Annotated in this window: 23 protein-coding genes and 1 tRNA gene; 10 read left to right on the forward strand and 14 right to left on the reverse strand. The window is 65.6% G+C overall.

All coding sequences use genetic code 11. From position 1 onward, the window contains the following. Window positions 1-170 precede the first annotated feature (170 nt). The 3 genes from AC0IXR_RS22980 to leuC all read right to left on the reverse strand — a co-directional run bounded on the left by AC0IXR_RS22980 (window position 171) and on the right by leuC (window position 3,776). On the reverse strand, window positions 171-1,163 hold the full coding sequence (locus tag AC0IXR_RS22980; protein WP_471762296.1) for a TIR domain-containing protein: 993 nt from the start codon (window positions 1,161-1,163) through the stop codon (window positions 171-173). Between the two features lie 1,008 nt (window positions 1,164-2,171). Continuing rightward, window positions 2,172-2,256 (reverse strand) — tRNA-Leu (locus tag AC0IXR_RS22985). A gap of 104 nt (window positions 2,257-2,360) precedes the next feature. Further along, window positions 2,361-3,776, reverse strand: a complete 1,416-nt coding sequence (leuC, locus tag AC0IXR_RS22990; protein WP_471762297.1) for a 3-isopropylmalate dehydratase large subunit — start codon at window positions 3,774-3,776, stop codon at window positions 2,361-2,363. Window positions 3,777-4,047: 271 nt separating this feature from the next. On the opposite strand from leuC, the gene AC0IXR_RS22995 reads away from it, so the two are divergent. From AC0IXR_RS22995 to AC0IXR_RS23010, 4 genes are read left to right on the forward strand one after another with little or no spacing between them, the layout of a single operon-like run. Continuing rightward, a complete protein-coding gene (locus AC0IXR_RS22995) occupies window positions 4,048-5,028 on the forward strand; it encodes a 2-hydroxyacid dehydrogenase (RefSeq protein ID WP_471762298.1) in 981 nt (326 codons plus the stop codon). Next, entirely contained in the window at window positions 5,025-6,035 is a 1,011-nt protein-coding gene (locus AC0IXR_RS23000; RefSeq protein WP_471762299.1) for an AprI/Inh family metalloprotease inhibitor, read from the forward strand. Before AC0IXR_RS22995 ends, AC0IXR_RS23000 begins: the two co-directional genes overlap by 4 nt. Window positions 6,036-6,063: 28 nt before the next feature. Beyond that, window positions 6,064-6,813, forward strand: coding sequence for an oxygen-dependent tRNA uridine(34) hydroxylase TrhO (trhO, locus tag AC0IXR_RS23005; RefSeq protein WP_471762300.1), 750 nt, complete (start codon window positions 6,064-6,066; stop codon window positions 6,811-6,813). 13 nt (window positions 6,814-6,826) lie between these two features. Beyond that, window positions 6,827-7,045 (forward strand): SlyX family protein, encoded by a 219-nt coding sequence (locus AC0IXR_RS23010; protein WP_018045441.1) that lies wholly within the window; start codon window positions 6,827-6,829, stop codon window positions 7,043-7,045. A 407-nt stretch (window positions 7,046-7,452) separates the two neighbouring features. Here the strand turns inward: AC0IXR_RS23010 and AC0IXR_RS23015 are convergent, their stop codons facing one another. Both AC0IXR_RS23015 and AC0IXR_RS23020 read right to left on the reverse strand, forming a co-directional pair. After that, a complete protein-coding gene (locus AC0IXR_RS23015) occupies window positions 7,453-9,699 on the reverse strand; it encodes a beta strand repeat-containing protein (RefSeq protein ID WP_471762301.1) in 2,247 nt (748 codons plus the stop codon). Between the two features lie 281 nt (window positions 9,700-9,980). Beyond that, window positions 9,981-11,411, reverse strand: a complete 1,431-nt coding sequence (locus tag AC0IXR_RS23020) for a TAXI family TRAP transporter solute-binding subunit (protein ID WP_471762302.1) — start codon at window positions 11,409-11,411, stop codon at window positions 9,981-9,983. 89 nt (window positions 11,412-11,500) lie between these two features. Here AC0IXR_RS23020 and AC0IXR_RS23025 point away from each other — a divergent pair, with 89 nt between their 5' ends. The 3 genes from AC0IXR_RS23025 (at window position 11,501) to AC0IXR_RS23035 (ending at window position 15,271) form a co-directional block, all read left to right on the forward strand. Next, window positions 11,501-12,166, forward strand: coding sequence for a RecX family transcriptional regulator (locus AC0IXR_RS23025; RefSeq protein ID WP_471762303.1), 666 nt, complete (start codon window positions 11,501-11,503; stop codon window positions 12,164-12,166). A 307-nt stretch (window positions 12,167-12,473) separates the two neighbouring features. Then, a complete protein-coding gene (locus AC0IXR_RS23030; RefSeq protein WP_056422010.1) occupies window positions 12,474-13,688 on the forward strand; it encodes a putative DNA modification/repair radical SAM protein in 1,215 nt (404 codons plus the stop codon). Beyond that, window positions 13,688-15,271 carry a UdgX family uracil-DNA binding protein gene (locus AC0IXR_RS23035; RefSeq protein WP_471762304.1) on the forward strand — a complete coding sequence of 528 codons (1,584 nt, stop codon included), beginning with the start codon at window positions 13,688-13,690 and terminating at the stop codon, window positions 15,269-15,271. The genes AC0IXR_RS23030 and AC0IXR_RS23035 overlap by 1 nt, the downstream gene beginning before the upstream one ends. 318 nt (window positions 15,272-15,589) lie before the next feature. Here AC0IXR_RS23035 and AC0IXR_RS23040 read toward each other — a convergent pair whose 3' ends face one another. From AC0IXR_RS23040 to AC0IXR_RS23055, 4 genes are all read right to left on the reverse strand, one after another. Further along, window positions 15,590-16,846: a sensor histidine kinase gene (locus AC0IXR_RS23040; RefSeq protein ID WP_471762305.1), complete on the reverse strand. Its 1,257-nt coding sequence runs from the start codon at window positions 16,844-16,846 to the stop codon at window positions 15,590-15,592. Window positions 16,847-17,340: 494 nt separating this feature from the next. Beyond that, window positions 17,341-18,027, reverse strand: a complete 687-nt coding sequence (locus AC0IXR_RS23045; RefSeq protein ID WP_471762306.1) for a YoaK family protein — start codon at window positions 18,025-18,027, stop codon at window positions 17,341-17,343. A gap of 206 nt (window positions 18,028-18,233) precedes the next feature. Next, complete coding sequence (locus AC0IXR_RS23050) at window positions 18,234-18,752, reverse strand: Ros/MucR family transcriptional regulator (protein ID WP_471762307.1); 519 nt, start codon at window positions 18,750-18,752, stop codon at window positions 18,234-18,236. 452 nt (window positions 18,753-19,204) lie between these two features. Continuing rightward, entirely contained in the window at window positions 19,205-21,211 is a 2,007-nt protein-coding gene (locus tag AC0IXR_RS23055; protein WP_471762308.1) for an OPT family oligopeptide transporter, read from the reverse strand. A gap of 469 nt (window positions 21,212-21,680) precedes the next feature. Here AC0IXR_RS23055 and AC0IXR_RS23060 point away from each other — a divergent pair, with 469 nt between their 5' ends. From AC0IXR_RS23060 to AC0IXR_RS23070, 3 genes are read left to right on the forward strand one after another with little or no spacing between them, the layout of a single operon-like run. Then, window positions 21,681-22,637, forward strand: coding sequence for a methyltransferase (locus tag AC0IXR_RS23060; protein ID WP_471762309.1), 957 nt, complete (start codon window positions 21,681-21,683; stop codon window positions 22,635-22,637). 18 nt (window positions 22,638-22,655) lie between these two features. Continuing rightward, window positions 22,656-23,603, forward strand: a complete 948-nt coding sequence (gene egtD, locus AC0IXR_RS23065) for an L-histidine N(alpha)-methyltransferase (protein ID WP_471762310.1) — start codon at window positions 22,656-22,658, stop codon at window positions 23,601-23,603. Between the two features lie 27 nt (window positions 23,604-23,630). Further along, window positions 23,631-24,125: a DUF2243 domain-containing protein gene (locus tag AC0IXR_RS23070; RefSeq protein ID WP_471762311.1), complete on the forward strand. Its 495-nt coding sequence runs from the start codon at window positions 23,631-23,633 to the stop codon at window positions 24,123-24,125. Window positions 24,126-24,162: 37 nt separating this feature from the next. Here AC0IXR_RS23070 and AC0IXR_RS23075 read toward each other — a convergent pair whose 3' ends face one another. The 5 genes from AC0IXR_RS23075 to AC0IXR_RS23095 all read right to left on the reverse strand — a co-directional run bounded on the left by AC0IXR_RS23075 (window position 24,163) and on the right by AC0IXR_RS23095 (window position 26,612). Next, window positions 24,163-24,522: a hypothetical protein gene (locus tag AC0IXR_RS23075; RefSeq protein WP_056422027.1), complete on the reverse strand. Its 360-nt coding sequence runs from the start codon at window positions 24,520-24,522 to the stop codon at window positions 24,163-24,165. Between the two features lie 147 nt (window positions 24,523-24,669). Beyond that, window positions 24,670-24,990, reverse strand: a complete 321-nt coding sequence (locus AC0IXR_RS23080) for a hypothetical protein (protein WP_056422029.1) — start codon at window positions 24,988-24,990, stop codon at window positions 24,670-24,672. A gap of 45 nt (window positions 24,991-25,035) precedes the next feature. Next, a complete protein-coding gene (locus AC0IXR_RS23085; protein WP_056422031.1) occupies window positions 25,036-25,254 on the reverse strand; it encodes a hypothetical protein in 219 nt (72 codons plus the stop codon). Beyond that, complete coding sequence (locus AC0IXR_RS23090; protein ID WP_246748098.1) at window positions 25,254-25,439, reverse strand: hypothetical protein; 186 nt, start codon at window positions 25,437-25,439, stop codon at window positions 25,254-25,256. Before AC0IXR_RS23090 ends, AC0IXR_RS23085 begins: the two co-directional genes overlap by 1 nt. A gap of 312 nt (window positions 25,440-25,751) precedes the next feature. Beyond that, window positions 25,752-26,612 (reverse strand): SDR family oxidoreductase, encoded by an 861-nt coding sequence (locus AC0IXR_RS23095; protein ID WP_471762312.1) that lies wholly within the window; start codon window positions 26,610-26,612, stop codon window positions 25,752-25,754. Window positions 26,613-26,671: the final 59 nt, after the last annotated feature.

The raw sequence follows: 26,671 nt of genomic DNA on the forward strand, positions 1-26,671 counted from the left end.
TAGAGATGGCCGCATCGCAACATCAGAGCGTGAGGTAGGTGTGAGGAAGGGTCACGCCGGACAAAGACTGAACGAGCGCGTGGTCGAGGTCGCGAGCGAGGAGGCCCAGCAATCTAGCGCTCACACCAACGAATACGCGAGCGCCGCAAAATTATAATTATAATTAAACCTTAAGTATTATTAATTTTTTTTGACCGACTAGATTTAACTTTGCCTTTCTTGTTATCGTTTTTTCTATCTACGCCCCTCGACTGCTCCTCGATCATGGTTTCTTTTTCATCTAGATCGATAATATCAATGATATGCTCAGGCAGAAATACAATTTCTGCACCTGGCTGCAGATAGTGATCGCCCTCGAATGAGACGGGAGTATTGTTCAGAGCGCCAATTATATATGGACCATCGGAGTGGGAAACCTCAACCCACATACGCTCACCAAAGAATATCTCTTGATTATCGTTTTCTTCGTCTAATAGTGCGATTTCAAAAACTAGCTTGACCAGATATCCTTTGATCACATTTCTGCGTTCTTGCTCAGTGGGTATCTTGAATGTTTTGGGATAGAGTTCACTCTTTGCTACCCCGCTCTCTAAGTACCAGCCATCGAGCTCCGCAGTAGCAAGCCGGAATGGCTTCTCGTGACTAGGCTCTGATTGCTCAAGAATAAAGGTCGGCCTGCTCCCTAAAGTCGGCGGCGAGTAGCGTGGCACATCGTAGATCGTTCGGAGCAACTCCTCGAAGCTTTCATCCAAATTAGAAATTGATCTAACGTCCAAGGCCCTGACGCCTTGAAAATGGGACGGAATTGCGCAGTCGTTTCCTGCTTCGAATTCACCAGAGCGAATAAGAGGGATGAACTTTCGTCGGGGGATTCCAGCAGCAAGCTCTCCAGAAATAATCTGTTGCTCGTAACCTACACCGCCCCTTCTCGCTTGTGATCTCGATCGATAATTAGGAGTGCAAATCACGAGCGCGAAGTCACATTCGGAAAGCTTTCTTTCCATAAATTCCGTCAGACTATCTCCAAGTTTAACATGCCATTGATCCAAGAAAACTTGGACGCCATTGATCACAAGACGCTCAGATAACTCTCTCACCCATGTTTTATGATCATCATCATCCCAAGAGTATGAGATAAAAGCGGAAGGAGTGAGACGTGCCATTCGTTCGTTAAAACCAAGCGCTGCGGGGCATCATACTAGCTATTCGCAGAGCTACCCGCCAAGCACTACAGAAGCCTTTCCCCTGTTCGCGCTAACTCGAAAATGCGTCAGGGGTAGTTCGATGGCGATGCGCTCCAGCGCCTCCGTCATCGTCATCGTCATCGTCATTAGGGGCACCGTACCATACGCCTTCGCCGCGCTGTTAGGAGCGTGCCCCACGATTGCATCCGCAACGCTGTCGTTGATCCTTGCAGACCGAGCGAGGGTCGTGAAGCGGTGCCGCCAAACATGGGACGGGTCTCTTCGGTGCGCTCGGCCAACCTCTAACCCAAGCCCCAGCACAAGGCTGGCCTGTCGTAGAGCTGCCAGAATGTGCTCATTAAGCCTACGGCAGCTGTGTTGGTCGATGATGAGACCACGGCGACCGAGCATCCCACCAGAGAAGCCCCCTGCCCGCTCCTTGATGCTCCTGGCACGGCGCTCAACGTCTGACATGATCATCAGTGCGGCACGTCCGAACTGCCCACCTTCGCCTTCAGGTTTCCCACTTCAGCCCGGAGCCACCGCTCCGCTGTGCCCGGATCATCCTCCAGGGTGTCAGCAAGGGCGCAGTAGACTTCGCCTGCAAGCGCCAGAGCCTCTTTAAGAATCAGCCCTTTGGGGCCTTCGCGCACGGAGCGCCATACGGCCTCCAGGTACGCCACTGCTACTACTTGCCGAACCTTGGCTTCCTGCGGTTCGCGAGTGCGCAGCGAGACGCGAACGTACTTCGCTGAGATCACCTTTGTGACGAACGAGTACCGATAGGGATAGCCAACGTCAGGCTACGCTTTCTATCGAGCACGTCAGCTGGGATACGCTGGATAAGTTGGTGGGTCGTGCTGACTTGCGCCTCATCGGGCGTGGCATCCGAAGGGGCATGTTGAACGCATCTGTTGAACAGTCAGATGCGGAGAAAACCCTTCAAGATGAAATGCTTTTTTGCGGATCAGCGGCTTAGCCAACTGATGGTGCCCAGGAAAGGACTCGAACCTTCACCTCTTGCAAGACTGGTACCTGAAACCAGCGCGTCTACCAATTCCGCCACCTGGGCCGGTCGGCAGATGTTTGCCGACGCGGAGGTTCGTTTAGGCGGACGGGCCGGCCGCGTCAATCGCGATTCCGGCCCGTTTCGCGGATTCCGCCTAAGCTGGGCGCTCAGGCCTCGCCGCGCCACTCGCGGATGTCGACGAAGCGGCCGGCCACGGCGGCGGCGGCGGCCATGGCGGGGGAGACGAGGTGGGTGCGCCCGCGATGGCCCTGGCGGCCCTCGAAATTGCGGTTCGAGGTGGAGGCGCAGCGCTCGTTGGGGCTGAGGCGGTCGGCATTCATGCCGAGGCACATGGAGCAGCCCGGCTCGCGCCAATCGAACCCGGCCTGCTTGAGGATGAGGTCGATGCCTTCCGCTTCCGCCTGCGCCTTCACCACGCCGGAGCCCGGCACCACCATGGCCGAGACCGACGGGTGGACCTTGCGGCCCTCCACCATCTTGGCCACGGCGCGCAGATCCTCGATGCGGCCGTTGGTGCAGGAGCCGATGAAGACCCGGTCGAGGGTGATGTCGGTGATCTTGGTGCCGGGCGTGAGGCCCATGTAATCGAGGGCCTTGGCCTTCGATTGGCGCTTGTTCTCGTCGGCGATGGCGGCCGGGTCGGGCACGAGACCGGAGATCGAGACCACGTCCTCGGGGCTGGTGCCCCAGCTCACCAGGGGCGGCAGGCTCGCCGCGTCGAGGCGGACCTCGCGGTCGAAGAAGGCGCCCTCGTCGGTGGCGAGGCTGTCCCAATAGGCGCGGGCCCGCTCGAACGCCTCGCCCTTGGGGGCCTTGGGGCGGTCCTTGACGTAGTCGTAGGTGATGACGTCCGGCGCCACCAGGCCGGCGCGGGCGCCGCCCTCGATCGACATGTTGCAGATCGTCATGCGCCCCTCCATCGAGAGGGCGCGGATCGCCTCGCCGGCATATTCGATGACGTAGCCGGTGCCGCCGGCGGTGCCGATCTCGCCGATGATGGCGAGGATGATGTCCTTGGCGGTGACGCCCGGCGGCAGGGTGCCGTCCACGGTCACGCGCATGTTCTTGGCCTTGCGCTGCAGCAGCGTCTGGGTGGCGAGCACGTGCTCCACCTCCGAGGTGCCAATGCCATGCGCCAGCGCCCCGAACGCGCCGTGGGTCGAGGTGTGGCTGTCGCCGCAGACGATGGTCTGGCCCGGCAAGGTGAAGCCCTGTTCGGGGCCGATGACGTGGACGATGCCCTGGCGGCGGTCGAGGGCATCGTAGAACTCGATGCCGAAGTCGCGCACGTTCTCGGCCAGCGTCTCCAGCTGGAGGCGGCTCTCCGGATCCTCGATGCCGAAGCGGCGGTCCGAGGTCTGGACGTTGTGGTCCACCACGGCCAGGGTCTTCTCCGGGTGGCGCACGCGCCGTCCGGCCACGCGCAGCCCCTCGAAGGCCTGTGGGCTCGTCACCTCGTGGACGAGGTGGCGGTCGATGTAGAGGAGGCTGGTGCCGTCCGGCTCGACATCGACCACGTGGTCGTCCCAGATCTTGTCGTAGAGGGTGCGCGGGGCAGTCATGGCGTGGCTGTTTCGGTTTTCGTCGTTGATCGGATCACGGGCGGATATGTGACTCTCGCCCTCTTTAGTAATGTTCGAAAGGCCCGCTTGGAAGTAGGCCGGCGCACACGGCGCATCGCGGTCATGACTGCCGCCCGCGCGCCGCATGGCGACCTTGGCCGATGCGGACCCGCCGCGACGGCTGGACCCTGCCCGGACGGCGGATTACAGCCGTATCCTCTCATGGCCTCTCCTTCCATGGCCGGTTCCGGGGACGGATGACGAGCGCGACATGCAGCCTGCCGACCTGTTGCTCCTGAAGCCGATGCAGCCCAGCGTGATGGAGGCGCTGGCGGGCGCCTTCACCCTCCACCGCGCCGACACCGCGCCCGATCCCGACGCGTTCTACCGCGAGATCGGACCGCGCATCCGCGCCATGGCGACCGGGGCGCAGGCCCCCGTCGACCGCGCCCTCATCGAGAAACTGCCCCAACTCGAGATCGTGGCGAGTTTCGGCGTCGGCTACGATACGATCGATGTCGGCGCCGCGGCGGAGCGGGGTGTGGTGGTCACGAACACGCCCGACGTGCTCTCCGACGAGGTGGCCGACCTCGCCCTCGGGCTGCTCCTGGCGACCGTGCGCGAGATCCCGCAGGCGGACCGCCACCTGCGCGCCGGGCACTGGCCGACACGGACCTACCCGCTCACCGCGACCCTGCGCGGCCGGCATGTGGGCATCCTCGGCCTCGGCCGGATCGGGCGGGCCATCGCGCGCCGCCTCGAAGGGTTCGGCGTGGCCCTCTCCTATCACGGCCGCCGCCGGCAGGACGACGTAGCCTATGCCTTCCACCCGACCCTGCTGGAGATGGCGCGGGCCGTGGATGTCCTGATGATCGTGGCGCCCGGCGGCCCGGAGACGAACGGGATCGTCAATGCCGAGATCCTGGAGGCGCTCGGCCCCGACGGGATCGTCGTCAACGTCGCCCGCGGCAGCCTCATCGACGAGCCGGCGCTGATCGAAGCTCTGCGATCGGGCGCGATCCACGGCGCGGGGCTCGATGTCTTCGCCGCCGAGCCCGAGGTGCCGGAGGCCTTCCTCGGCCTGGAACGCGTCGTCCTGCTGCCGCATGTGGGCTCCGGCTCCGTCCAGACCCGCGAGGTCATGGGCCGGCTCGTGGTCGACAACCTGCTCTCCTGGTTCTCCGGCAAGGGCCCGCTGACGCCGGTGCCGGAAACGCCGGCGAACGCGCCCAGCACCGGAGCGGCCCGATGATCCGTCTCGCACGCTCCCTCGCCGGCCTTCTCGCCGGTCTCTTGATGGCAGCGGCCCTAGCCGGTCCGGCGCAGGCCCAGACTATGACCCAGAATGGGGGCCAGGGGATGGTTCAGGGCGCTCCCCAGGCGCCCTCGACACCGACCGCGCCCCCGGCCGCGACGCCCGCCCCGACACCGGCGGAGCCCCCAGCCGCTCCAGGCCTCTCGGAGACGCCCGCTGCGGTGAGCCCACCAACCGGCTTCGTGGAGACCCTGCCGCCCACCATCGAAGGCGTTCCGGGGACCTGGGACCTGTCACGGGACGGCAGCACGCGGCGCTGCGTCATGACCCTCGCGTCGCAGAGCTTCGAGAGCGGGCGGCGCCTGTCGTTTCCCGCCGGGTGCCGCCGTGCCCTGCCGATCCTGAACGAGGTCGCCGCCTGGCTGTTCGTGGACGGCGTCGTCCGCCTCGTGGACAAGAACGTCCGGCCGGTCCTCATCTTTAAGGCGCGGGACGACCGGCGCAGCCTCATGGCCAAGACCGAAGGAGGCGAGGTCTACAGCCTCGTTCCTCTCCAGATCGTGGCGATGGCGCCCCCTCCCGCGCCGGCGCCGGATGGCGGCTCCGGGTACAAGCTCGAGCGGGACGATCCAACGGCGGCAGGCGGCCAGAATATTGGGGCGCAGACGAGCGCTGCGACGCCTGCCGGCCCGCGGCCGACGGCCGGCATCTACGCCCTCGACCGCTACCGCGAGCAGGACGTCTGCCGCCTCGAACTGAAACCGGCGGAGGGGGGAGGGACCGCCACGGTCCACCTGCTCGAGGGCTGCCGCGACAGCGGGCTGACGACCTTCGATCCGGCCGCATGGCTGGCGGCTCCCGGCCGGCTCACCCTGGTGGCACGGCGCGGCCATGTGGTGGGGCTGGTGCCGGCGGGGGAGAACCATTGGCGGCGCGAGCCCGAGGTCGGCACCACCTTCATCCTGCGCCGGATCGAGAGCGTCGCGCCGAGCGGTTCCCCCTGACGACCACGCCTGATAGACCCTGCCGCCGATGCCCTACACCGTCGCCGCCCTCTATCGCTTCGTTCCCCTGCCCGACGCCGCAGACCTGCGTGACGCGTTGGAGAGGCGCTGCGTGGAACTCGGCATCCTCGGCACGCTCCTCCTGGCGCGCGAGGGGATCAACGGCACCATCGCGGGCAGCGCGGCCGGCATGGCCACGCTCCTGTCTGAGCTGCGCGACGGCCCGCTCTTCGGCGAGCGCCTGAGGGATCTCGACGTGAAGCTTTCGAGCGCGGAGGCCGCGCCTTTCGCTCATCTCAAGGTGCGGGTGAAGCGGGAGATCGTGACCTTCGACGACGGCGCCACCGATGCGGGCGAGGCCGGGACACCCGTGCCGCCCGAGGCATGGAACGCGCTGCTCGATACGCCGGGCCTGCTCCTCCTCGACACCCGCAACGCCTTCGAGGTCAATCTCGGCACGTTCGAAGGCGCCACCGACCCGCATCTGTCGCGGTTCTCGGATTTCCGGGCCTATGTCGACGGCCTCGACCCTGCCGAGCATCCGGCGGTGGCGATGTTCTGCACCGGCGGCATCCGCTGCGAGAAGGCCGGGGCCTACATGCGCGCCAAGGGGTTCGGCACGGTCCACCATCTCGAGGGCGGCATCCTGCGCTATCTCGAGACGATCCCGGAGGCCGAGAGCCGCTGGCGCGGCGACTGCTTCGTCTTCGACCACCGCATCGCGCTCGGACCCGGCCTCGTCGAGCGGCCCGACCACGATCCCGAGACATTGCGATGAGGCGGGGCCAGCCATGACCGACGACGACACGCTCTCCGCCCGCATCGACGCCCTGGAGATGCGGCTGACCGAGCAGGACGTGGTCATCGACGACCTCAACGCGACGATCACCGCGCAATGGCGCCAGATCGATGCCCTGACGCGGCATCTGGCCAAGCTCGTTGAGCAGGTCGAGGAGGCCGGCGCCCGCACCGGCACCGGCGCCCCGGAACCGCCCCCGCCGCATTATTGAGAACCAGCCCGGTATTGGCCGCACGGTCCTCGTGGCGGGACTCCATCGTCGGGCATCCGCCCCGAGCGCCCGAATCGGGTGGCAAGCCGCCGGCACCAGTGCCGACAAAGCAGCCTTCGGACATGAGAAGGGGCTGCCTCGACAGCAGCCCCTTCCTTGGATCGAGCTACGGCATTCACAGATTTCGCGGGCTGCACAGCTTTGCCCTCCTCCCCGGCGGATCTCGGGCCTGCCCGAAATCCGTCGAGCTTGTGAGAGGAGCTGCAGGTGGGGGTGGTTGGGTGCCCCTCCTGCCGCCGAGGCTGGCGGAGCCACCCCCATTCCTACCCTCTCCCCACAAGGGGAGAGGGACGCGGTCCGCCCGAAAAAGCGGATGGGTGAATCCAGTAGCCTGGATCGAGAGCGGATCAGATCACGAACGATCCGTTGTCCAGGGTCTGCTGGCCCTGGAGCAGAACGGCGAAGTCCGCCGCTCCATCTCCGTTCGTGTCACCCTGGATGAGGGTGTTGCCGCCACCGAACTTCGTGCGCAGTTCGCCTGCCTGACCCGAGAAGGCGTCCGTTCCGACGAACTGGAAGCCCTGATCTCCGACCTGTCCGAAGTCCGCATCGATCCCGCTAAGGTCGATACGATCGCCTTCGGCGAAATCGAAGTCCTTGATGATGTCGCGTCCGGAAACCGCGACGTCACTGTCGGTGATGGCATTGAACACGAAGGTATCGGCGCCGTCACGGCCGTAGAGGAGATCACGGCCATCGTCGCCGTCGATCACGTTGTCGCCAGAGTTGCCGAAGATCTGATTCCGGATCTCGTTTCCGTTGGCAGTCAGATCGTCGGTCCCAGTGAGCACGAGCTTTTCGGTATTGGCGTCCATCGTCTTGCTGACAGACGAGCGGATCGTGTCGAAGCCTTCGAACGACTCCTCGATGACGCGATCGCCCTCACTGTCGATCACGTACGTGTCGTTCCCGATGCCGCCCAGCATCGTATCGGCTCCGGTACCGCCCAGCAGCGTATCGTCGCCATCACGACCCACGAGGGTATCGTCCCCGCCGCCGCCGCTCAGACGGTTGTCTGCGTCGTTGCCGGTGAGACGATTGTTCAGATCGTTGCCGCTGCCGCTCAGCTCGCCATTCTCTTTTAGGACGAGGTTTTCGACATCAGCGGACAAAGTATAGCTCAGAGAAGAGCGAACCGTGTCGTTACCACCGCCCGCCAGCTCGATGACCTGATCGCCCGTATCGTCCACGAGGAACATGTCATCACCAACGCCACCGTCCATGACGTCGCCGCCTGCGCCACCGATGAGAAGATCGTTGCCAGCGCCACCGGTGAGACGATCGTTCCCGGCTCCCCCATCCAGCCGGTTGCCGGCGATATTGCCGGTGATGCTGTTGTCCAGCGCGTTACCGGTGCCGTCGACGGCGCCCATCCCGGTGAGGACGAGGTTTTCGATCGTGTCGGGCAGGGTGTAGGTGATGGAGGACAGAACGGTGTCGGTTCCTTCATCGGCGCCTTCGACCACCGTGTCGCCGAGGGAATCGACGATGTAGCTGTCGTTGCCGAGACCGCCGATCATGGTGTCGTTACCGGCACCGCCAACGAGGAAGTCGTTACCGGTGCCGGCCGTGATCGTGTCGTTGCCCTGGCCTGCGTTGTAATAGAAGTCCTGCCCGGCGCGGAAGGGCGGGAAGAACGTCAGCGCGTCGTCACCGTTGGTCCCGAGCACGACGCCCTCGAACGTGTTACCGCGCTGTGTGCCCGAAACGAGGTCGCGGACGTCGAAGGTGATGCCCTGCGTTCCGGCGACGAAGGTGATGCCCTCATCGTCGTAGCGGGAGATGGGCCCCGTCAGATTGCCGTCGGCATCCTCCGCCTGGACGCGGACCGCGAGCCCGCCATCCTGGTTGGTCAGGCTGCCGGCATCGTTGGTGTTGCCGTTGCCCACCTCGGCCGAGGTGAAGGTCAGGCGCACGTTGCCGGCACCACCGTCGGCGCGATCGAACCGGACGGTGTCGTTGCCGTCGCCGAGATTCACCTGGTCACTGCCATCGGTGGAGATGCTGACGCCGAAAGTATCGTCGCCGTCGCCGCCGAAGACAGTGTCGATCCCGGAGCCGCCACCGATCGTGTCGTTGCCGCCGCCCGTCGAGATGACGTTGTCGCCGCCGCCGCCATAGACGACATCGTCGGCCGATCCGGTGGTGAGCGTGTCGTTTCCGTTTCCACCCGTCAGCTGCGCCCGGACATTTCCGGTATCGACGACATTGTCGCCGGTGTCGGACAGGTTGAAGTTCACCGACTCAAAGCCATAGATCACGGTACCGTCGGATGCCCTGCCCGTGCCATTCTCATCGAGCGTCAAGCTGATCGGGGTTCCCGAGCCGACGACCGGTCCGTTGAAATTGAAATTCACCGACAGGAAATCATCGCCCTCGCCGCCGACCAGCCGATCGAGCTTGCCGCCGGTCACCGTGTCGTCGCCGGATCCGGCGCGAACTTCATCACGCACAGGATTGATCGAACCTGCGAAGATGTTTGCGGGACGATCGACCGAGTCGATCGTATCGTTACCGCCGCGGCCATTGATGGTGTCTTCGTCTTCGGTGCCGTTCAGGACGTTGTCGCCGTTATCGCCATTGATCGTACCCATTGCGTCGTCTCCCTTACGCGCTGCCTGAGATGCGTGTGCGGCTCGCAGGCTTGCGGTCGGGCAGGTACGGATGGCTAACCACGAAGGTTTCAGAATTCGAAAATAATATCCGGCGATCCCTGATCTTATCTCTTGTTAAGCGTGGCAGTTTACTCCCACGAAAGAATGAGATGAATTCTACGCATTGGATGGATTAAAACGAAGATTGCTCACGAACGGCAGCCGCTAGCGCTCGTTCCCCGTGTTCCGCCGGCAGCGGACCAACCACATGGTCACCGCCGCTATTCTGCCGCCGGCCGATCCAGCCTGAGGAGACGCGCGGACCGCGTCCGCAGGGGTCGGCGCTCGGGCTCGGCGCCGGTGACGAGGGAACGGCGGGCATCCGCGATGGCGCCATGCACGGCGTCGATGGCCAGGATCAGGGCGTTCATCGCGCGGGTGTCGACATTGCGCTCGCGGGCATGCTGAACGACGTCGGTGACGAGATCGTCGGTCTCGCGAACGAGGCCGTCGAGCTGCTCCCTCGTGGTGGCCGAGCGGATGTCCCTGAGGATGTCGAGCAGCCGGTCGAGAACCACGTCCACCCGCTCGCGGCGCTGGCGGGCGAGGCGCTGGCCGAGCCAGGCGATGCCGGAGCCGATCGTGCCGCCGAAGAAGGCGAGGAGGTAGACGTAATCCTCGTAGCGTTCGAACAGGGTCTGCTGCTCACGCTCGAAATAGTCGACCGCGCCCGGATGGTTGGGCAGGCGGGCGCTAGTGGCGGCCACCGACGTCTCGAAATCCGGGGCCTTCATCAGGTTGGCGATGGGGGCGTTGGGCGCGAGTTTCGAGCGCCATTCGAACAGGTGCTGGGTCACGGACGCCACCGAGTAGCGGCTCACCGCGCCCCGCGCCATCAGCCGGTAGGAGGCGCCCACCGTCTTCACGTCCTCATCGGGGCGCTTGGGCCGGCCGCCGAACGTACCCGCTGGGATCGTCGCCGATTGCAGTTCCGGCATCCGCTGCACGATCGCGTCGCCATCGGGCACGGAGACGATGGTGATCTTCTTCTCGTGGGAGGCCATCTCCACCGCCCGCACCGTGGAAATCGCGGCCTTCGAGGTCGGGGCCGCGATGACGGCGACGGCGTCCACGGTGCCGGCCTGCAGGGCGGCCGTGACCTCGCCGGGCTTGAGCGGCACGAGGGCGATATGGCTGGTGGCGAGCGTCTGACCGGGTTCGGGCGCCGGCACGGCCGTGAAATCGTAGAAGGCGAGGAGATTGGTGACGAAGGGCCGGTCGGCGGCGTGGCGCTCGACGATGCCGAGGCGCTTCTTCGCAAGATCGGGGAAGCTCTCGATCTCGCTCGCTTCCGGCGTGGCGATGAGCAGCGTCTCCTCGTGCAGGAGGGCCAAGGTCAGGCCGTTATCGGGCAGGAACACGTCGGGCCGGACCACGGCGAGGTCGGCGCGACCCGCCTGGAGCGCCGCGGCGCTGTCGCGCACGTCGTCATAGGCCCGCACGTTGAGGCGCACGTCCTCCCGTGCCCGGCTCAAGGCCTGGGCGTAGATTTCGAGCAATTGCGCCTCGGCCCCGTCGCGAGGACCGACCGCCACCGTGAGAACGGTCGGGCGCGACAGGTAGACCACGGCGGCCGCCAGGACGGCGAAGCCGAGGCCGAGCGCGACCAGGAGCCACTCGCGCTTCAGGAGGAATGCCGGCATGACATGCATGCGTCCTCTCGGGGTAAGACAGGAAACCGGTTCACGGTCGAGACGATGCGCGACATGATCCTGAAACCTGTCCGAAGCGTGATGAACCGATGAACGCTCGAAACGTTGCAGCGGGACGGCCTGGGCCCTCTCGTGAGGCAAAACCCACGCCCCGCGGGGCAAAACCTAATACCCGCGAGGCAAAACCCACGCCCCGCGAGGCAAAAGCTACGCCGCCGGTCACGGCCGCGTATCTGGAGCGCGTCGCTCTGCAATACCTGGAACGCTACAGCGCCTCCGTGGCGATGCTGCGCCAGACCTTGGAGCGCAGGGTCGCCAAGAGGTGCCGGCTCCGGGACGAAGACCCCTCCACCTTCGCCGAGACCGTCGCCGCCATCGTGGAGCGCGCCCGTTCCTCCGGCCTCGTGGACGATGCCCGGTTCACCGCCGCGCGGGCCGCGACCCTGCGCCGGCGCGGGACCTCCGCCCGCGGCCTCGCGGCCAAGCTCGCCGCCAAGGGGGTCGACCGGACGCTGATCGCCGAAACCCTGGAGACCGAGCGCGACCGGGGCGAGGAGGAAGGCACCAATGCGGAAGAGGTGGCGGCCCGCGCCTATGCCAAGCGCCGCCGCCTCGGCCCGTTCCGCCGCCCCGACCTCCGTGCCGCCCACCGCGACAAGGATCTCGCCTCGATGGCGCGGGCCGGGTTCTCGTACGGATTGGCGAAGACGATCGTCGACGAGGAGGTGAATGCGGAGGACGGGCTCTACCGGTGATGGAGGTATCTCCGTCAGCCGAGCGGTGCTTCCGCCTCTCCCCGCGTGCGGGGAGAGGGCTTCATGCCCCCTCGTCGGGGCATGAAGCGAGGCGGCAGCCGAAGGTGAGGGGGCCGAGCCGTACAAGCCTCATCCGGATTCACCCCCTCACCCCCGCTTCGGCTTTCGCCTGCGCTCGCCGCATGGACGACAAGGTCCATGCGGCCCTCTCCCCGCCCGGCGGGGAGAGGGGACAGCACCCTGCGGCATTTCCGACCCGGCCCGACAAAAACTTGAACGAAACACGAACGACGCGCATGTCCTTGTCATGGACGAGACCCTCGCCAAGAAGCTGCGCATCCTGGCCGATGCCGCGAAATACGACGCCTCCTGCTCCTCATCGGGGGCACCCAAACGGGTGGCGGGCAAGGGCGAACTCGGCTCGACCACGGGCGCCGGCATCTGCCACGCCTACACGCCGGACGGGCGCTGCATCTCGCTCCTGAAGATCCTGCTGACCAATTACTGCCTGTTCGATTGCGCGTATTGCGTGAACCGGCGCTCCTCCAACGTCGCTCGCGCCAAGTTCACCGTCGAAGAGGTCGTGACCCTCACGGTGGAGTTCTACAAGCGCAACTACATCGAAGGGTTGTTCCTCTCCTCGGGCATCATCAAGTCGCCCGACCATACGATGGAACTGCTGACGCGGGTGGCCAAGAGCCTTCGGCGCGACCATGGCTTTCGCGGTTACATCCACCTGAAATCGATCCCCGAGGCGAGCCCCTGGCTGGTGGAAGAGGCGGGGCTCTATGCCGACCGGCTCTCGATCAACCTCGAACTCCCCACCGATGCCAGCCTGCACCGGCTGGCGCCGGAGAAGAACGGCCCGGTCATCCAGAACGCGATGAAGCAGATCGGCGCGCGGATCACCGAGGCGAAGGCCGAGAAGCGCCGGTTCTCGCCCGCCGGCCAGTCGACGCAGGTCATCGTCGGCGCGGACACCACCACCGACGAGGCGCTGATCCGCAAGAGCGCCCTTCTCTACGGTTCGTTCAACCTGAAGCGCGTCTACTACTCGGCCTTCAGCCCGATCCCCGACGGCTCCGCCATACTGCCGCTGAAATCCCCGCCGCTCCAGCGCGAGCACCGGCTTTACCAGGCCGATTGGCTGATCCGGTATTACGATTTCTCCGCCGACGACGTGGCGGATGCCGCCGAGGACGGCATGTTCTCCCTCGACATCGATCCGAAACTGGCCTGGGCCCTGAAGCACCGGGGGCGTTTCCCCGTGGACGTGAACGCCGCCGACCGCGAGATGCTGCTGCGGGTGCCGGGCCTCGGTGCGCGTGCCGTCGACAAGATCGTGAAGGCGCGCCGCCACACACGGCTGCGCCTGGACGACGTCGCCCGTCTCACCTCCGGCCTGAAACGGGCCCGCCCGTTCCTGATCGCCGCCGATTATCACCCGGGCCCCGGCGGTACCGACCGGCTGGACCTGCGCGCCAAGCTCGTCGAGCCAGCGCGGCAGCTGAGCCTGTTCTGATGGACCGCGATGGTGAGCACCACCCTCCCCCCTCTGCGGGGGAGGGTGCCTGCGGAGCAGGCGGGAGAGGGGGCGACCTCTCTGGAGATGACGCTCCCCTCTCCCGACCCTCGCTCACGCGAGGGCCACCCTCCCCCGCAGAGGGGGGAGGGTCGGGCGGATCACTCCAAACGGTCATCCTCCACGAGGGTGCCGATCTCGACGGGTTCCGCGCCGCAGCGCGCCGGCTCGCCGCCGCATCGGTCCCGCCCGATAGAGTCATCTGGTCCATCGGGCAGGCCCCCGGCCTGTTCGGACAGGTCTCCCAGCCAGAATCCGGCTCCGATGCGCCACTAAGCCTGCCGCGCGCGGTGGCCGACCTGATCCGCATGGTCGTCCCGCACCGCGACCCCGAGCGCTACGCCCTGCTCTACACTCTGATCTGGCGCATCACTCACGGCGAGCGTGGCCTGCTGGAAGTGGGAAGCGACCCGCTGGTCCATCGGCTCGACCGGATGCGCAAGGCCATCGCCCGCGACCTGCACAAGATGCACGCCTTCCTGCGGTTCCGGCGGACTGAGGCCGACGGCGTCGAGCGCTTCGTCGCCTGGTTCGAGCCGGACCATCACATCCTGGAGGCGGCAACCACGTTCTTCGTCTCGCGTTTCCGGTCGTTGCACTGGACGATCCTCACGCCGGACGGCTCCGCCCATTGGGACGGGGAGACCCTGACCTTCGGCCCGCCGGGGCGACGCGAGGATGCGCCCGAGGCCGACGGGTTCGAGGCCGGCTGGCGCGATTATTATGAGAGCACGTTCAACCCCGCCCGCACCAACCTTGCCGCCATGCGGGCGGAGATGCCGAAGAAGTATTGGCGCAACATGCCGGAAACAGCAGCGATTCCCGGCCTCGTCCGCGCCGCCTCAGCCCGCACGGAAGCCATGATCGAACGGGAGCCGCAGATGCCGACGAAGCGTAACCCCGCCAAGGCCGTCGCCGCCATGTCCGACCAGGATCCCACCTCCCTGGAGGAGCTCAACGCCATCATCCGGCGCTCGGAGCCCCTGGTACCGGGCGCGACCCAGGCCGTCCTCGGCGAAGGCCCTGCCCATGCCGCCATCGCCTTCGTCGGCGAGCAGCCGGGCGACCAGGAGGATCGGCAGGGCCGCCCCTTCGTGGGACCGGCCGGGCAGCTCCTGTCCCGCGCCATGGCGGATGCGGGCATCCAGCGGAACGCGGCCTACCTCACCAATGCGGTCAAGCATTTCAAGTTCGAGGAGCGCGGCAAGCGCCGCATCCACCAGAAGCCCACCGCCGGCGAGGTGAGCCATTACCGCTGGTGGCTCGACCGGGAGCTGGATTTCGTGGCCCCCAAACTCGTCGTGGCCCTCGGCGCCACCGCCGTCCTGGCCCTGACGGGCAAGGCGATCCCCATCACCCGCGCCCGCGGCCCCGCTTCTTTCGGCAAGCCCTATGAGGGCTTCATCACGGTGCACCCCTCCTACCTCCTGCGCCTCCCCGACGAAGCCAAGGAAGACGCTTACGCGGCCTTCGTGGCCGACCTGAAACGGGTCGGGGATCTGGCGCGCACGCTGGGGGGATAGCGGCTTGGCCACGGGATCCGGCGCTACGATCGATGACCTTCCCCTAGCTGCGGGTACGACCTGCGCATTCGGGTGTCACGGGTCCGCCTGAGATGCCTCGGGTAGGATAGAAAAGTCTGATGACCGTAGCGACCCCGGAAGAAGGATCGTCCGCGTTGCTGGACGTCACGCAGCGACCCAGCCAGAGCATGGCGTGCCGGACCGTCACCCGACGATCGGCAGCATGACGAGATGCGAGATCGGGACATATCGACCAAGAGACCTTGCCGACCAAAAGATCTTGGCTCCTCATGCCTGATCTCTGAGGATTGTGAGGCTTCAGGAAGAGAGGGTGTCCGGGTCCTCGGCCCCCTCTCGTACGCTGGCCTCCCGGTACGGAAATGCGAGCACGACCCGTGTGCCGGGCTGCAGATCCTGCCATTCCGGTTGACCGCCGAGTTGGCGACCGAGCCCGGTGATCACCGTCATGCCGAGGCTCTTCGACCGCGACGGGTCGAAGCCCGCTGGCAGGCCGACGCCGCTGTCGCAGACTTCGAGCCGGAGCCGTCCCGGCTCCTCCCGCGTCACCGAGACCCGCACTTCGCCGGCCCCGTCGGGATAGGCATATTTGAAGGCGTTCGTGACGAGCTCGTTGACGATGAGCCCCAACGGCACGGCATGGTTCGTCGCCACCATGACCGACGCGACCTCGCAGGTCAGTCTGTGGTTCGGCCCCACCGATGCGCCCAGATGTTCGCAGAGCTCCGCCAGGAACTCGGCCAGATCGAGGACCTGGACCTCGTCCGTGCGCCATAGCCGGTCGTGCACCGTCGCGATGGTGAGGACCCGTCTCCGCGCGTCTCCCAGAGCGGCGCGCAAGACGGGATCGGTCGCCATGTCGCCCTGCATGTTCAGCAGGCTCGCCACGATCGAAAGGCTGTTCTTCACCCGGTGGCTGATTTCCCGCGTGAGAACCTCCTGATGCGCCAAGGCCTGCCGTAGACGGGCTTCCGTCTGTTGCAGCTCCTCTTCCTTGCGGTGCCGGTCGATCGCGCCGCCCAGCAGGTTGGCGAACCCCTGGAGGAACGCGATATCGGCCTCGGTGAAGCGCCCCTCCGTCGGACTGTCGACTTCGAGGACACCGAACGGCTCGCCCTCGCCACGGATGATGACGTTGATCGCCCGCTGGATCCCATGGTCTTCGAGCACTTTGGGCGTGCGGAAGCGGCTTTCGCCCCCGAGATGGTTCGAGATGACCGGTTGCCCGGTCTGAAAGGCGTAACCGGATGGGCTCGCCGCATCGGCCCCCGTCCTTGCGATACCGACGATTCCGGGTTTCCAGCCGATCCCCGCCTGCACCACGAACTGATGCTCGGCGGGCAAGTATTCCATGATCTTGCAATACCGGCTCTGGAGCCCCTGCGCGCAGACACGCGTCGCCTCCTGCAGGAGCGTGTCGATGAATCGCGTCCTGAGCGCGAACAACCCGAACTCGGCGGTAAGTTCCTGCTGGCGAAGCCGGTAGGCCAGCTGCTCCGCGGCTCCGCCTCCCTGCTCCATGGGCACCCCCGGAGGCATCGATCGATCTGCCGTCATGTCCGGCTTTCTTCCCAGCGGGGCCGCGGCCTCAAACAGCCAAGGCTTTCCCTGCGATCCCAGTGTGATCTCACGAGATGTGACTCGTCGAGCGCCCTCGATTCACGCGGTCGTGCCTCCATCAAACTCTTCAGACGCCGCGGGGATGCATGGTGGCGGACAGACGGTTTCCACGGGCAGGCATGCTTGCGCCGTCGCCTGGATTGTTTCCGCGAGGATTCGGGATTGCGAAAAGTCGCGAAGGCCGGACCCGAGGGGGTTCGAGACGGGACGACCCCGCATTCCCGATCCGGGCCAGTCGCCCGACGGGGAGTTTGCCTTCTGCTAACCGAAGCGGTGCATCCTGATGTCGAGCCAAGTTGCGTATCGGCTCCCGTCGTGTGGACACGACACGATGCACCCCGCCGACCCCGTGAGCAGATCGGGGCGGCGGGGCTGCTTCAGGATAAGACGACCGTCGACCTCGCCCCTGACCATACAGCCGCCGCGCCTTTTCACGCGTTCGGGCCTAGCGCGGAGATCATCATCAACCCGGTCAGGATGAGGGCCGGCACGAAGATCGACCAGAAGGACAGGGCCGCCACGCCGAAAGCCCCGGCCAACGCCCCAACGGCGAAAGCCAGCACGGCCGAGAGCGTCCGCTTCAGGCGGGTATTGGTCTGAGCCGTGGCGCGCGCGCCGCAAAAGCGATCGGTCAGGTCGATCACGGCCTGCGTGACATTCACGGTCATCACGGTCGTCGCCGCCAGATGACCGATGACGAGACGGCCGATCCCGTTCTGAATGCCCATGGCGGCGACGCCCAGCATACCCACGGTGATCGCCGCGATGCCGTCCGGCGATCCGAGGGGCGACAGCGCGATGCCCGCAACCGCGAAGGCGATGAGAACGGCAGCCTCGAGGGCCAGCAAAGGCCGAAGCGGCGCCACCCCTCTCCGCTCCAGGACCAGGGTGACCAGTCGCGTCAGGGCGACGGCCAGGATGAAGACCGGCAACGCCAGCAGCTTGGCGATGACGCCGCTCGATGTGGAAACAAGCTCCGCACCGATGAGCACGAAATTGCCGGTCACATGCGCCGTGAAGAGGCCGGTGAGGGCGATGAAGGCGGCGGCGTCCACGAACCCCGCAGTGAAGGCGAGGCCGGCACCGATCAAGGTGTCCCCATGATCCCGAACAGGCATTCCGCGCCTCTGATCTTCCCGGGCCTTTGATCTTCCCGGGCCTTTGATTTTCCTGGGCCTTTGATCTTCCCCGTGCGCAAGGCCTGCCGAAGGTGAGCGCGCTCACCTTCGGATCGGCGTCACTCGAAGCCGATCGCGCAACCGGCTCGGGCCTGTCGCGTGCGGATCGGCTTCGACCGGGCCTCGGCTCAGGCCGAACGTGTCCCTCAGGCGGTAGCGGCCTTGCGCGGACGGCCCGCCCGCTTCGGCTTCTCGGGGGCCGGAGCCTCGTCCTGAACGACCGTCTCCTCCGGTTCGGGCGCAGGGGCCCGGCGCGGCTGCCCGAGGCCGAGCGACCGGGCGAGTTCCGAGCGTTGCGCCGAGTAGCTCGCGGAGGTCATCGGGTAATCCGGCGGCAGGCCGTATTTCGCGCGGTAGGCTTCGGGGCTGAGACCACGCAGGGTCAGATGGCGGCGCAGCGTCTTGTAGGGCTTACCGTCTTCGAAGCTGATCAGAGCGTCCGGGGAAATCGATTTCTTGATCTGCGCCGGTGTCGCCTTTTCGATCTTGTCGGTCTCGGTTGCCTCAGATCCTCTGGAAGCCAGACCACTGATCGCGGCGTGAACGTTGTTTAGCAGATCAGGCAGCGCGCTTGCAGGTATCGAGTTGTTGGAGACGTAGGCGGATACGAGGTCGGCCGTGAGTTCGATATAATCGGCCTGAAATTCTTGGGCATCATCGCTCATGTGGTAGGTACTCCTGCCAATCCATCAACGGCTATAGATTGACTTCGGCGAGAATGACAATCTTTCAAGAGCTATAATTCCCTGGGCAGGAACCGTTGGTATAAAACCGGACAGAGCGCGGTTTTTCAGTCATCGCACACAATCATTTATTAACGAACGTCTTATTTTCGCCTCATATAATCAGTGCCCATCCCATAATACTGATTTTTGCCGGAAAAAACTTTTCCATATTTTTCAATTCTATCATGGCACAAAAGCAAGCCGCCAGAATGCATATTGAATTACAATGCGATTGAAATGATAGCCTTGATCGCACGGTGAAGTGGAAAACATGACACACAAGTAAAACTGCGCCGGACCGCCCTGGATAATGGTCGATCCGCAAGTCCGGCGGCGAGGTTTCGAAAAGGGGCCCGGTGCGGCACGGGATCCCGATGACGAGAGCGCGCCGGTCAGCGCGGAGAGCGGGATACGACCCGGTAGAAGATCCCGATCGCGATCAGAAACACGGCGAGGCCCGCCGCTTCGGTGACGGTGGACAACTCGGGACCGGCGATCGTCAGGGAGGCGCTGCGTCCGGTGACAGTATCGGCGGCGGCGAGCAGGACGCCGACGAAACTCTCGCCCACGAGAAAGCCCGATGCGAGCAGGATTCCACGGCGACGCACGGCCTCATAGGCGGGCTCGGCCCCCTCCCCCTCGAAGCGCTTCCGGAACGACCGCTCGCTCAGCCACGCGATCACGCCTCCGATCGCGATCGTCACCACCACGTTCAGCGGAAGATAGATGCCGATGCCCACCGTGAGGGCCGGGAACACGCGCCCGCTTCGGCGCAGCCGCGCCTCCACGGCGACGAGGGCGGCGCCCAGCCCCATACCCGTCAGCACCATGTTCCAGGGCAGCTCGCCGTGAACGATGCCGCTGGCGATCTGCGTCATCAGCGCCGCCTGAGGCGCCGGCAGGGCCATGCTGGCATCCATGCCGTCTCGCGGCAGGGCGCCGACGAACCCGTAAGCGTTGTAGAGGAGCGCCAGCAGGGGACCGATCACGAGCGAGCCGACGCCGACGCCCGCGACCAGCACCGCCTCCTGCCGCCAGGGCGTGGCGTCCACGAGTTGGCCGGTCTTCAGATCCTGCAGGTTGTCGTTGGCGATCGACGCCATGGTGACGATGACCGAGGCGACCAGAAGTGCCAGGCCGATGACGAAACGGTCGCCTTCGGGTCCCGCGCTCCGTCCGATGAGGAGCGGCAGCAAGAGAGCCACCAGCATGGTGGTGAGAATGCCGATCCCCGAGATCGGGCTCGACGACGAGCCGAGGAGGCCCGCGAGATAGCCGCACGCCGCCGCCATCAGGAAGCCGAACCCCGCGGCAAACACGGTCGCCACCACGATCAGCACGGGATAGAGCGCGCCGAGTTCGGCCCCGGCCGAAAACTGGCCGAGCAGGAGCGCCATCGGCAGCATGAGGGTCACGGCCGCTCCGCCGACCCAGGTGATCGGAATGTCCCGCTCCTGGCGCGGCAGGTCGCGCAGGCCCCCATGGCTGCCGCGAGCCGATGTCAGGGCGGCGCGGATGCTCGCCAGGATCGGCCGCGCCAGCGTCGCCACGGTCCAGGCGCCGCCGACCGCGATGATGCCGGCTCCGATCAGACGGACGCGGTCCGACCACACCGCCTCGGCGGCAGCGCCCGGGTCCATCCCCTCCCCCTGCCCGAGGGTCGTCAGGACCGGGACCGCCACACCCCAGGCGATGATCACGCCGGTCAGCAACGCGAGGCAGGCACCGATACCGACGAGATAGCCGACGCCGACGAGGGCCAGGGAAAAGCCGCTCCCGAGCCGGAACACGGCCCCACCGGCCTGCAGGGTCGTGTGGAGGCCCTCGCCGAGAACGCGCAAGCCGCTCGTCGCGACTGCGATCAGGGCCGCCGCCCCTCCGGCGCGGAGCAGATCGCGCAGACCGTGCCGGCTGCCGTCTCCGTCCTCGGTTCCGGCACCGGCCTTCAGCACTTCGGCGGCGGCCACGCCTTCGGGAAACGGCAGCCCGGCCTCGGCCACGAGCGCCCGCCGCAGCGGGATCGAAAAGGCGACGCCGAGCAAGCCGCCGACGAGGCAGACCCCTCCAGTCTGCCAGAACGGAAATCCCTGCCAATGGCCGATCAGCACGAGGCCGGGCAGGACCAGGATGACGTTGCAGAGCGTGCCGGCGGCCGAGGCCTGCGTCTGCACGATGTTGTTCTCGAGAATCGAGGTCTCGCCGAACAACCGCAGCAGGCCCATCGACAGCATCGCGGCGGGAATCGATGACGAGAACGTCATGCCGGTCTTCAGGCCCATATAGACGTTGGCGGCCATGAACACGATTGTGATGGCCGCTCCGAGCACCAGGCCTCGGAGGGTCAATTCCCGGAAACGCCGCTCTTCTCCGTGAAGCTGTCGGCCGGTCCGCGCGTCCATCGATCATGCCTCATCGGCCCATCGGGCTCGTCATCGGTGAGTGAAGCGGCGGCGCGCGATACGTCCGGGATGGCGCTCTTCGGGGCATCGGCCTCGCCCGAACCAATCCAGTATCAGGCAAGGCGCCTTGATTAACATCTGCATAATGCTTGATCGAAGTTAGTTTTAACCGAGGTTACCAATGCAACGCCGCCATAACTAGGAACAACCACAGTCAAGCCCGGTTGTGGTCGCGTATATCCAGCCTGGATCAAGCCCCATCGACGCAACATTGGCCGAACACGGATCGCCTTTCCTTTCGGACGCCGCCCGCTGGTGAACCGAGATCTACGCCGCCCAAGAGGGGGCCAGCGCGTCCAGCCGCGCGACGAGCCCGACGGCCAGCGAACGAGGAACCCGACACGGGCGGATGCACGATCCGGCTCCGACGCGAAAAGATGGGCCGAACCCGGCAAACAGACCACGGGAGATGACCGGAGTGCAGAGTGTGGGACCTGAAACGGAGGACGCCCTCGTCGATCTCATCCGCACGGTGCGGGACACGGGCTACAGGTTCACGACCGTGACGCCGGCGAGCCATGCCCGCGTCAATGCACGCCCGGACGCGGCGCGCGCCCGCCACCTGCGCGACGTCCTCGGCTGGAGCCGCCCGTTCTCGGACGACGCCGTGCCGTCGGACGTTCTCGCCGCCCTGCAACGGGCGGGCGTCGTCGACAGCGAGGGTGAGTTCCGGCGCGCCACGATCCGCCTCTCGAGCCTCGATGACGAACTCTTCCTGCACTCGGCCTATCCGCCCGATTCGACGGACGCGGTCTTCTTCGGCCCCGATACGATGCGCTTCGTCTCTGCCGTCATCGCTCATCTCGCCCAACGCGAGAAACCGGTTCACCGGGCCGTCGATATCGGCTCGGGATCGGGAGCGGCCGGGATCGCCATCGCCAAGCGCGCCGCGGGCGCCGAAGTACTCCTCGTCGACATCAATCCGGCCGCCCTGCAGGCCGGGCGGATCAATGCCCGGGCCGCCGGGGTCGCCGGCATCGAGCCGAGACGGAGCAACCTCCTCGACGACGTCGAGGGCGATTTCGACCTCATCGTCTCCAACCCGCCCTTCATGATCGACCGGAGCGGCCGCACCTACCGCCATGGTGGGGGCGCCTTCGGCGAAGGGCTGTCACAGGCAGTGGTCGAGGCGGCGGCCGAACGTCTGGCACCGGGGGGCAGCCTCGTTCTGTTCACCGGCTCCGTCATCGTCGATGGCGCCGATCCCTTCCGCGACGCCGCGTTGGCGACCTGTGAACGACATGGGTTGCGCACGCAGTATCGCGAGTTCGATCCGGATGCTTACGGAGAGGAACTCGAGGACCCGGCCTATGCCGAGGCCGATCGCATCGCCCTGGTGGTGCTGACGGCGACGCGCCCAGCCTGAACCGAGGAAGGCCCTTCCATGATCGATGGTGACGCCGCCCTGTCCCCGAACCAGGCCGACCTGCTGCGGGAGGTTCTGGCGGGACTGGCGCAGCCGCAGAAGCGTCTTCCCGGCAAGCTCCTGTGGGACGAGACCGGCTCCGACCTGTTCGACCGCATCTGCAGCAGCGGCGATTACTATCCCACGCGCACCGAGATGGCGCTGTTGCCGGCCGTATCGGCCGAAATCGCCCCCCTGATCGGACCCGGCGCCACCATCGTCGAATTCGGCAGCGGAGCGAGCCGCAAGATCCGTACCCTGCTCGACGCCCTCGACCGGCCGGCGCGCTTCATCGCTATCGACATTTCGGGGGACTATCTCGACGCCGCGATCCGGCGGCTCGCTCGCGATTATCCGCAGATCGAGATGATCCCGGTCTGCGCCGATTACTCCGAACCGGTCCGGCTACCGGTCGACCTGTCGGGAGGGCCGGTGCTCGGGTTCTTTCCCGGCACCAGCATCGGCAATTTCACGCCCGCCGAGGCCGAACTGTTCCTGGAGCGGGCACGCACCACCCTGGGGCCCAGCCGCTTCCTCATCGGGGCCGACCCGAACCGGGACGCGGCCCGCCTGCTTCGCGCCTATGGCGATGCCGACGGGCTGATGCCGGCCCTGCACCGCAACCTTCTCGAGAGGCTGAACCGGGAGTTCGACGCCGATTTCGACCTGGACAACTTCCGGCACGAACCCCGCATCCTGCCCGATCCTTTCCGGGTGGAAGCGCATCTCGTGGCGCGGGAGCCGGGCCGCTACCGGCTCGCGGGGTCGGAGATCCGGTTCAGGGCCGGCGAGAGCATCCACACCGACAACTCGCACAAATACGCGCCCGATACGTTCCGGACACTTGCCGAGCGCGCCGGGTGGCGGCCGGACCGGGTCTGGCTCGACCAAGCGGGCCTCTTCAGCCTTCACCTGTTCGCCGCCTGATTTCCCCCAGATCACCCGGACATCCTCATGACAACCGACGATGCGCGTCCGACCGGCTTCCCGCTCTCGGCGGCCATTCTCTTCGGCCTGGGTATCGGCGGGTTCTTCGATGGAATCGTGCTCCACCAGATCCTGCAATGGCATCACATGCTCAGCAGCGCCGGATATCCCGCGGACAGCGTCGAGAACCTGCAGATCAATACGCTCTGGGACGGTCTGTTTCACGCCTGCACCTATCTCTTCACCCTCGCCGGGCTGTTCGTGCTGTGGCGTTACGCGAGGCAGAACCATCTCCGGTGGTCGGGCTGGCTGCTTCCGGGCGGCATCCTGATGGGCTTCGGGATCTTCAATCTCGTGGAGGGGACGATCAATCACCATCTCCTCGGCCTTCACCACGTCAACGAGACCGTGCCACGGGCGCAGTGGGTCTATTGGGACGTCGGCTTCCTGCTATGGGGCGCGGCGATGCTCATCGCCGGTTGGACCCTGTACCGGCGCGGCCAAGCTCGCGCAGCGGTGTAGGCAGGCGGGTGCCTCAGCTTCCGTCGATGTCGTCGCGTCAGGCCCGAAACAGATACAGCGAACCGCCGATCACCACGGCCGCGAGCACCACGAGGCCGATATAGAGCGGCATGACCCAGGAATCGCGTCCCGTCGCTCGGGCGGTGGCCTGAACCCGAGGCGAGGCCGCCTCCGTGCCCCGCGCCATCGCGATCCGTTCCTTCGAGGGCGTATTCCCGGCGGCCTCGTCATCGGTGCCAAGCGGCGAAAGGCCGACATCGTAATGGGGGATCTTGTCACCCGTCCTGCCGGAATCGATGTCGGCTTTCAGCATCGCGCTGGTGGGGCGATCGGAATCCGCAGGCGATTCGACCGCGAGGTCGGCGGGCGGCGGAGGCGTCTCGGATCGTAGGCCCATGAGAGAACTCCACTGGCGGTTCATGGCCCGCACACGCGACGCCACCTCGTGCTCGACGTCCCAGCGACAGGGCAGCGGGGTCGGATCGCCCCCGCTGCCTCGTGAAGACCGGAGCACCATTGGCTAGGTGAACGATCGAAACGGGTTTTAGTCCCGGTCCTGGCTTTTCAGGCTGCTTTCCCCGCCCGAAAGATCGGTCTTCGGATTGGCTAGGCCGCTCGTGTTCCCGGAAACACCGGATTCGATGGCATCCGGGGGGATTTCGCGGTTGGCCGCGTGATCCTGGTATTGCTCGGTCTGGACCGTCTTGCTGTCCAATCCGCGCTGGTCGGTATGCCGAGACTTGTCGCGGTTACTCAAGACCATGTTCTCTTCGAGGATTCCCTCGGGCAGATCCGTCATCGCGCCCGTTCCGGTGCCCTTGCCCTGAGCACCCGGCCCCATGGAATGGCGATCGGCCTTGGCCATGAAACATCTCCTCCTGTGTCCGAGTTCGAAGCCCTATGCCGCCGCTCAATGCGAGCGGTGACCGCCCTTCCCTTCCGCGTCATGCGCATGGTGGCGGTCGCGCTCGCCGCCGCCGCCCGACACATGCGAGATGGGATCGTTGGTGGGACTGCCCGGGCGCGGGCCGCGATCCGGTTCGGACCGAGGTTCGGTGGCATCCTGGTGGCTGCTACCGGGCCCGCCATGATGACGATCGGCAGCCGGAGTTTTCTTCGAGGTGCTCATCAGCGGTCCTGTTGATAGCCTTGATGCGTCGTGTTGACCTTGGAATTTCCGGCCTGTCCCATCTTGTCGGGATTCTGCGTCTGTGCGGAGCCCTTGGGTGCCGTCGACACGGGCGCCTCCGGCGCGCTGCCGGGCCCCTTGTCGGATTGATTGGCAGGTGGAACGGGTGGCGGCTTAGCAGTCATTCGGTACACCTATCGAATAGCGTTGCCTTGCAGAGAGAACGATTCATCGCATTGTCAGTTCCGATATTTATCGATGGCAAATTATCGCGAAGCCTGAACCGTATTTGTCTGCATGTTTACTGTCAGAGACAGGCAACAGGATCCAGCCGTGGGTTCATCGACTGACGCAGGAATGCAGGCGGCACGACGAAGCCGCCTGCTGCTGCCGCGAAGGCGGCAGGGATCTTTCGTGGCCCTTGCGAACGGCAAAACCCTCCGGGCAGCGTTTGGGGGCTACCTCCGAAGTCCGGTCCATTCGCGACGGGGTGCGTCTCAGATGATCGGCTTGCCTCCGGTCACCGCGACGGTGGCGCCGGAGACGTAGCTCGCTTCCGAGCCTGCCAGCATCACATAGACGGGGGCGAGTTCGCAGGGCTGCCCCGGTCGCTTCATCGGCACCTGCGATCCGAAGCTCTTCACCTTCTCCAACGGCATGGTGGCGGGGATGAGCGGCGTCCAGATCGGACCTGGAGCCACGCAGTTCACCCGGATGTCCCGTTCGGCCAGCATCTGGGCCAGACCGCCGGTGAAGTTCTGGATCGCCCCTTTGGTGGTCGCATAGGCCAGGAGCTGCGGGCTCGGCGTATCGGCATTGACCGAGGTCGTGTTGATGATGGAACTCCCGGGCTTCATATGCGGGAGTGCGGCTTTCACCAGGTAGAACATCGCGTGGATATTGGTCGCGAAGGTGATCTCCCATTCTTCGTCGGAGATCTCCTCGGGGCTGGCGAATGTCTTCTGGTGGGCCGCGTTGTTGACCAGAATATCGACCTGGCCGAACTCGGAGACGGCTGTCTCGACGATGGCGCGGCAATGCCGGGGATCCTTCACATCACCCGCCATCCGCACCGCCTTGCGGCCGGCGGACTCGACCAGCCGGCAGGTCTCGTCGGCATCCTCGTGCTCGTCATAATAGCTCACCAGAACATCCGCCCCTTCGCGGGCGTAGGCCAGGGCCACGGCCCGCCCGATGCCGCTATCGGCGCCGGTGATGATCGCCTTGCGACCGGAAAGGCGCCCCGACCCTTTGTAATGCGCCTCGCCGTAATCCGGGCGCGGGTCCATATCGGCATCGCGGCCCGGTGGCGTCAGGAGCCGCTGATTCTCGAATGGCGGCTTCGGGAAATCGGTCATCTCGAGCGATCCTTGCAAGAATAGTCATATCTGCGTTGGCGGCGCATGAGGTGACCGCA

This window comes from Methylobacterium sp. AC832 (assembly GCF_979256025.1).

Coding starts and splice junctions, on each gene's coding strand:
- AC0IXR_RS22980 (WP_471762296.1), bottom strand. CDS start 1,163: ATGGCACGTCTCACTCCTTCCGCTTTTATCTCATACTCTTGGGATGAT.
- leuC (WP_471762297.1), bottom strand. CDS start 3,776: ATGACTGCCCCGCGCACCCTCTACGACAAGATCTGGGACGACCACGTG.
- AC0IXR_RS22995 (WP_471762298.1), top strand. CDS start 4,048: ATGCAGCCTGCCGACCTGTTGCTCCTGAAGCCGATGCAGCCCAGCGTG.
- AC0IXR_RS23000 (WP_471762299.1), top strand. CDS start 5,025: ATGATCCGTCTCGCACGCTCCCTCGCCGGCCTTCTCGCCGGTCTCTTG.
- trhO (WP_471762300.1), top strand. CDS start 6,064: ATGCCCTACACCGTCGCCGCCCTCTATCGCTTCGTTCCCCTGCCCGAC.
- AC0IXR_RS23010 (WP_018045441.1), top strand. CDS start 6,827: ATGACCGACGACGACACGCTCTCCGCCCGCATCGACGCCCTGGAGATG.
- AC0IXR_RS23015 (WP_471762301.1), bottom strand. CDS start 9,699: ATGGGTACGATCAATGGCGATAACGGCGACAACGTCCTGAACGGCACC.
- AC0IXR_RS23020 (WP_471762302.1), bottom strand. CDS start 11,411: ATGCATGTCATGCCGGCATTCCTCCTGAAGCGCGAGTGGCTCCTGGTC.
- AC0IXR_RS23025 (WP_471762303.1), top strand. CDS start 11,501: ATGAACGCTCGAAACGTTGCAGCGGGACGGCCTGGGCCCTCTCGTGAG.
- AC0IXR_RS23030 (WP_056422010.1), top strand. CDS start 12,474: ATGGACGAGACCCTCGCCAAGAAGCTGCGCATCCTGGCCGATGCCGCG.
- AC0IXR_RS23035 (WP_471762304.1), top strand. CDS start 13,688: ATGGACCGCGATGGTGAGCACCACCCTCCCCCCTCTGCGGGGGAGGGT.
- AC0IXR_RS23040 (WP_471762305.1), bottom strand. CDS start 16,846: ATGACGGCAGATCGATCGATGCCTCCGGGGGTGCCCATGGAGCAGGGA.
- AC0IXR_RS23045 (WP_471762306.1), bottom strand. CDS start 18,027: ATGCCTGTTCGGGATCATGGGGACACCTTGATCGGTGCCGGCCTCGCC.
- AC0IXR_RS23050 (WP_471762307.1), bottom strand. CDS start 18,752: ATGAGCGATGATGCCCAAGAATTTCAGGCCGATTATATCGAACTCACG.
- AC0IXR_RS23055 (WP_471762308.1), bottom strand. CDS start 21,211: ATGGACGCGCGGACCGGCCGACAGCTTCACGGAGAAGAGCGGCGTTTC.
- AC0IXR_RS23060 (WP_471762309.1), top strand. CDS start 21,681: ATGACCGGAGTGCAGAGTGTGGGACCTGAAACGGAGGACGCCCTCGTC.
- egtD (WP_471762310.1), top strand. CDS start 22,656: ATGATCGATGGTGACGCCGCCCTGTCCCCGAACCAGGCCGACCTGCTG.
- AC0IXR_RS23070 (WP_471762311.1), top strand. CDS start 23,631: ATGACAACCGACGATGCGCGTCCGACCGGCTTCCCGCTCTCGGCGGCC.
- AC0IXR_RS23075 (WP_056422027.1), bottom strand. CDS start 24,522: ATGGGCCTACGATCCGAGACGCCTCCGCCGCCCGCCGACCTCGCGGTC.
- AC0IXR_RS23080 (WP_056422029.1), bottom strand. CDS start 24,990: ATGGCCAAGGCCGATCGCCATTCCATGGGGCCGGGTGCTCAGGGCAAG.
- AC0IXR_RS23085 (WP_056422031.1), bottom strand. CDS start 25,254: ATGAGCACCTCGAAGAAAACTCCGGCTGCCGATCGTCATCATGGCGGG.
- AC0IXR_RS23090 (WP_246748098.1), bottom strand. CDS start 25,439: ATGACTGCTAAGCCGCCACCCGTTCCACCTGCCAATCAATCCGACAAG.
- AC0IXR_RS23095 (WP_471762312.1), bottom strand. CDS start 26,612: ATGACCGATTTCCCGAAGCCGCCATTCGAGAATCAGCGGCTCCTGACG.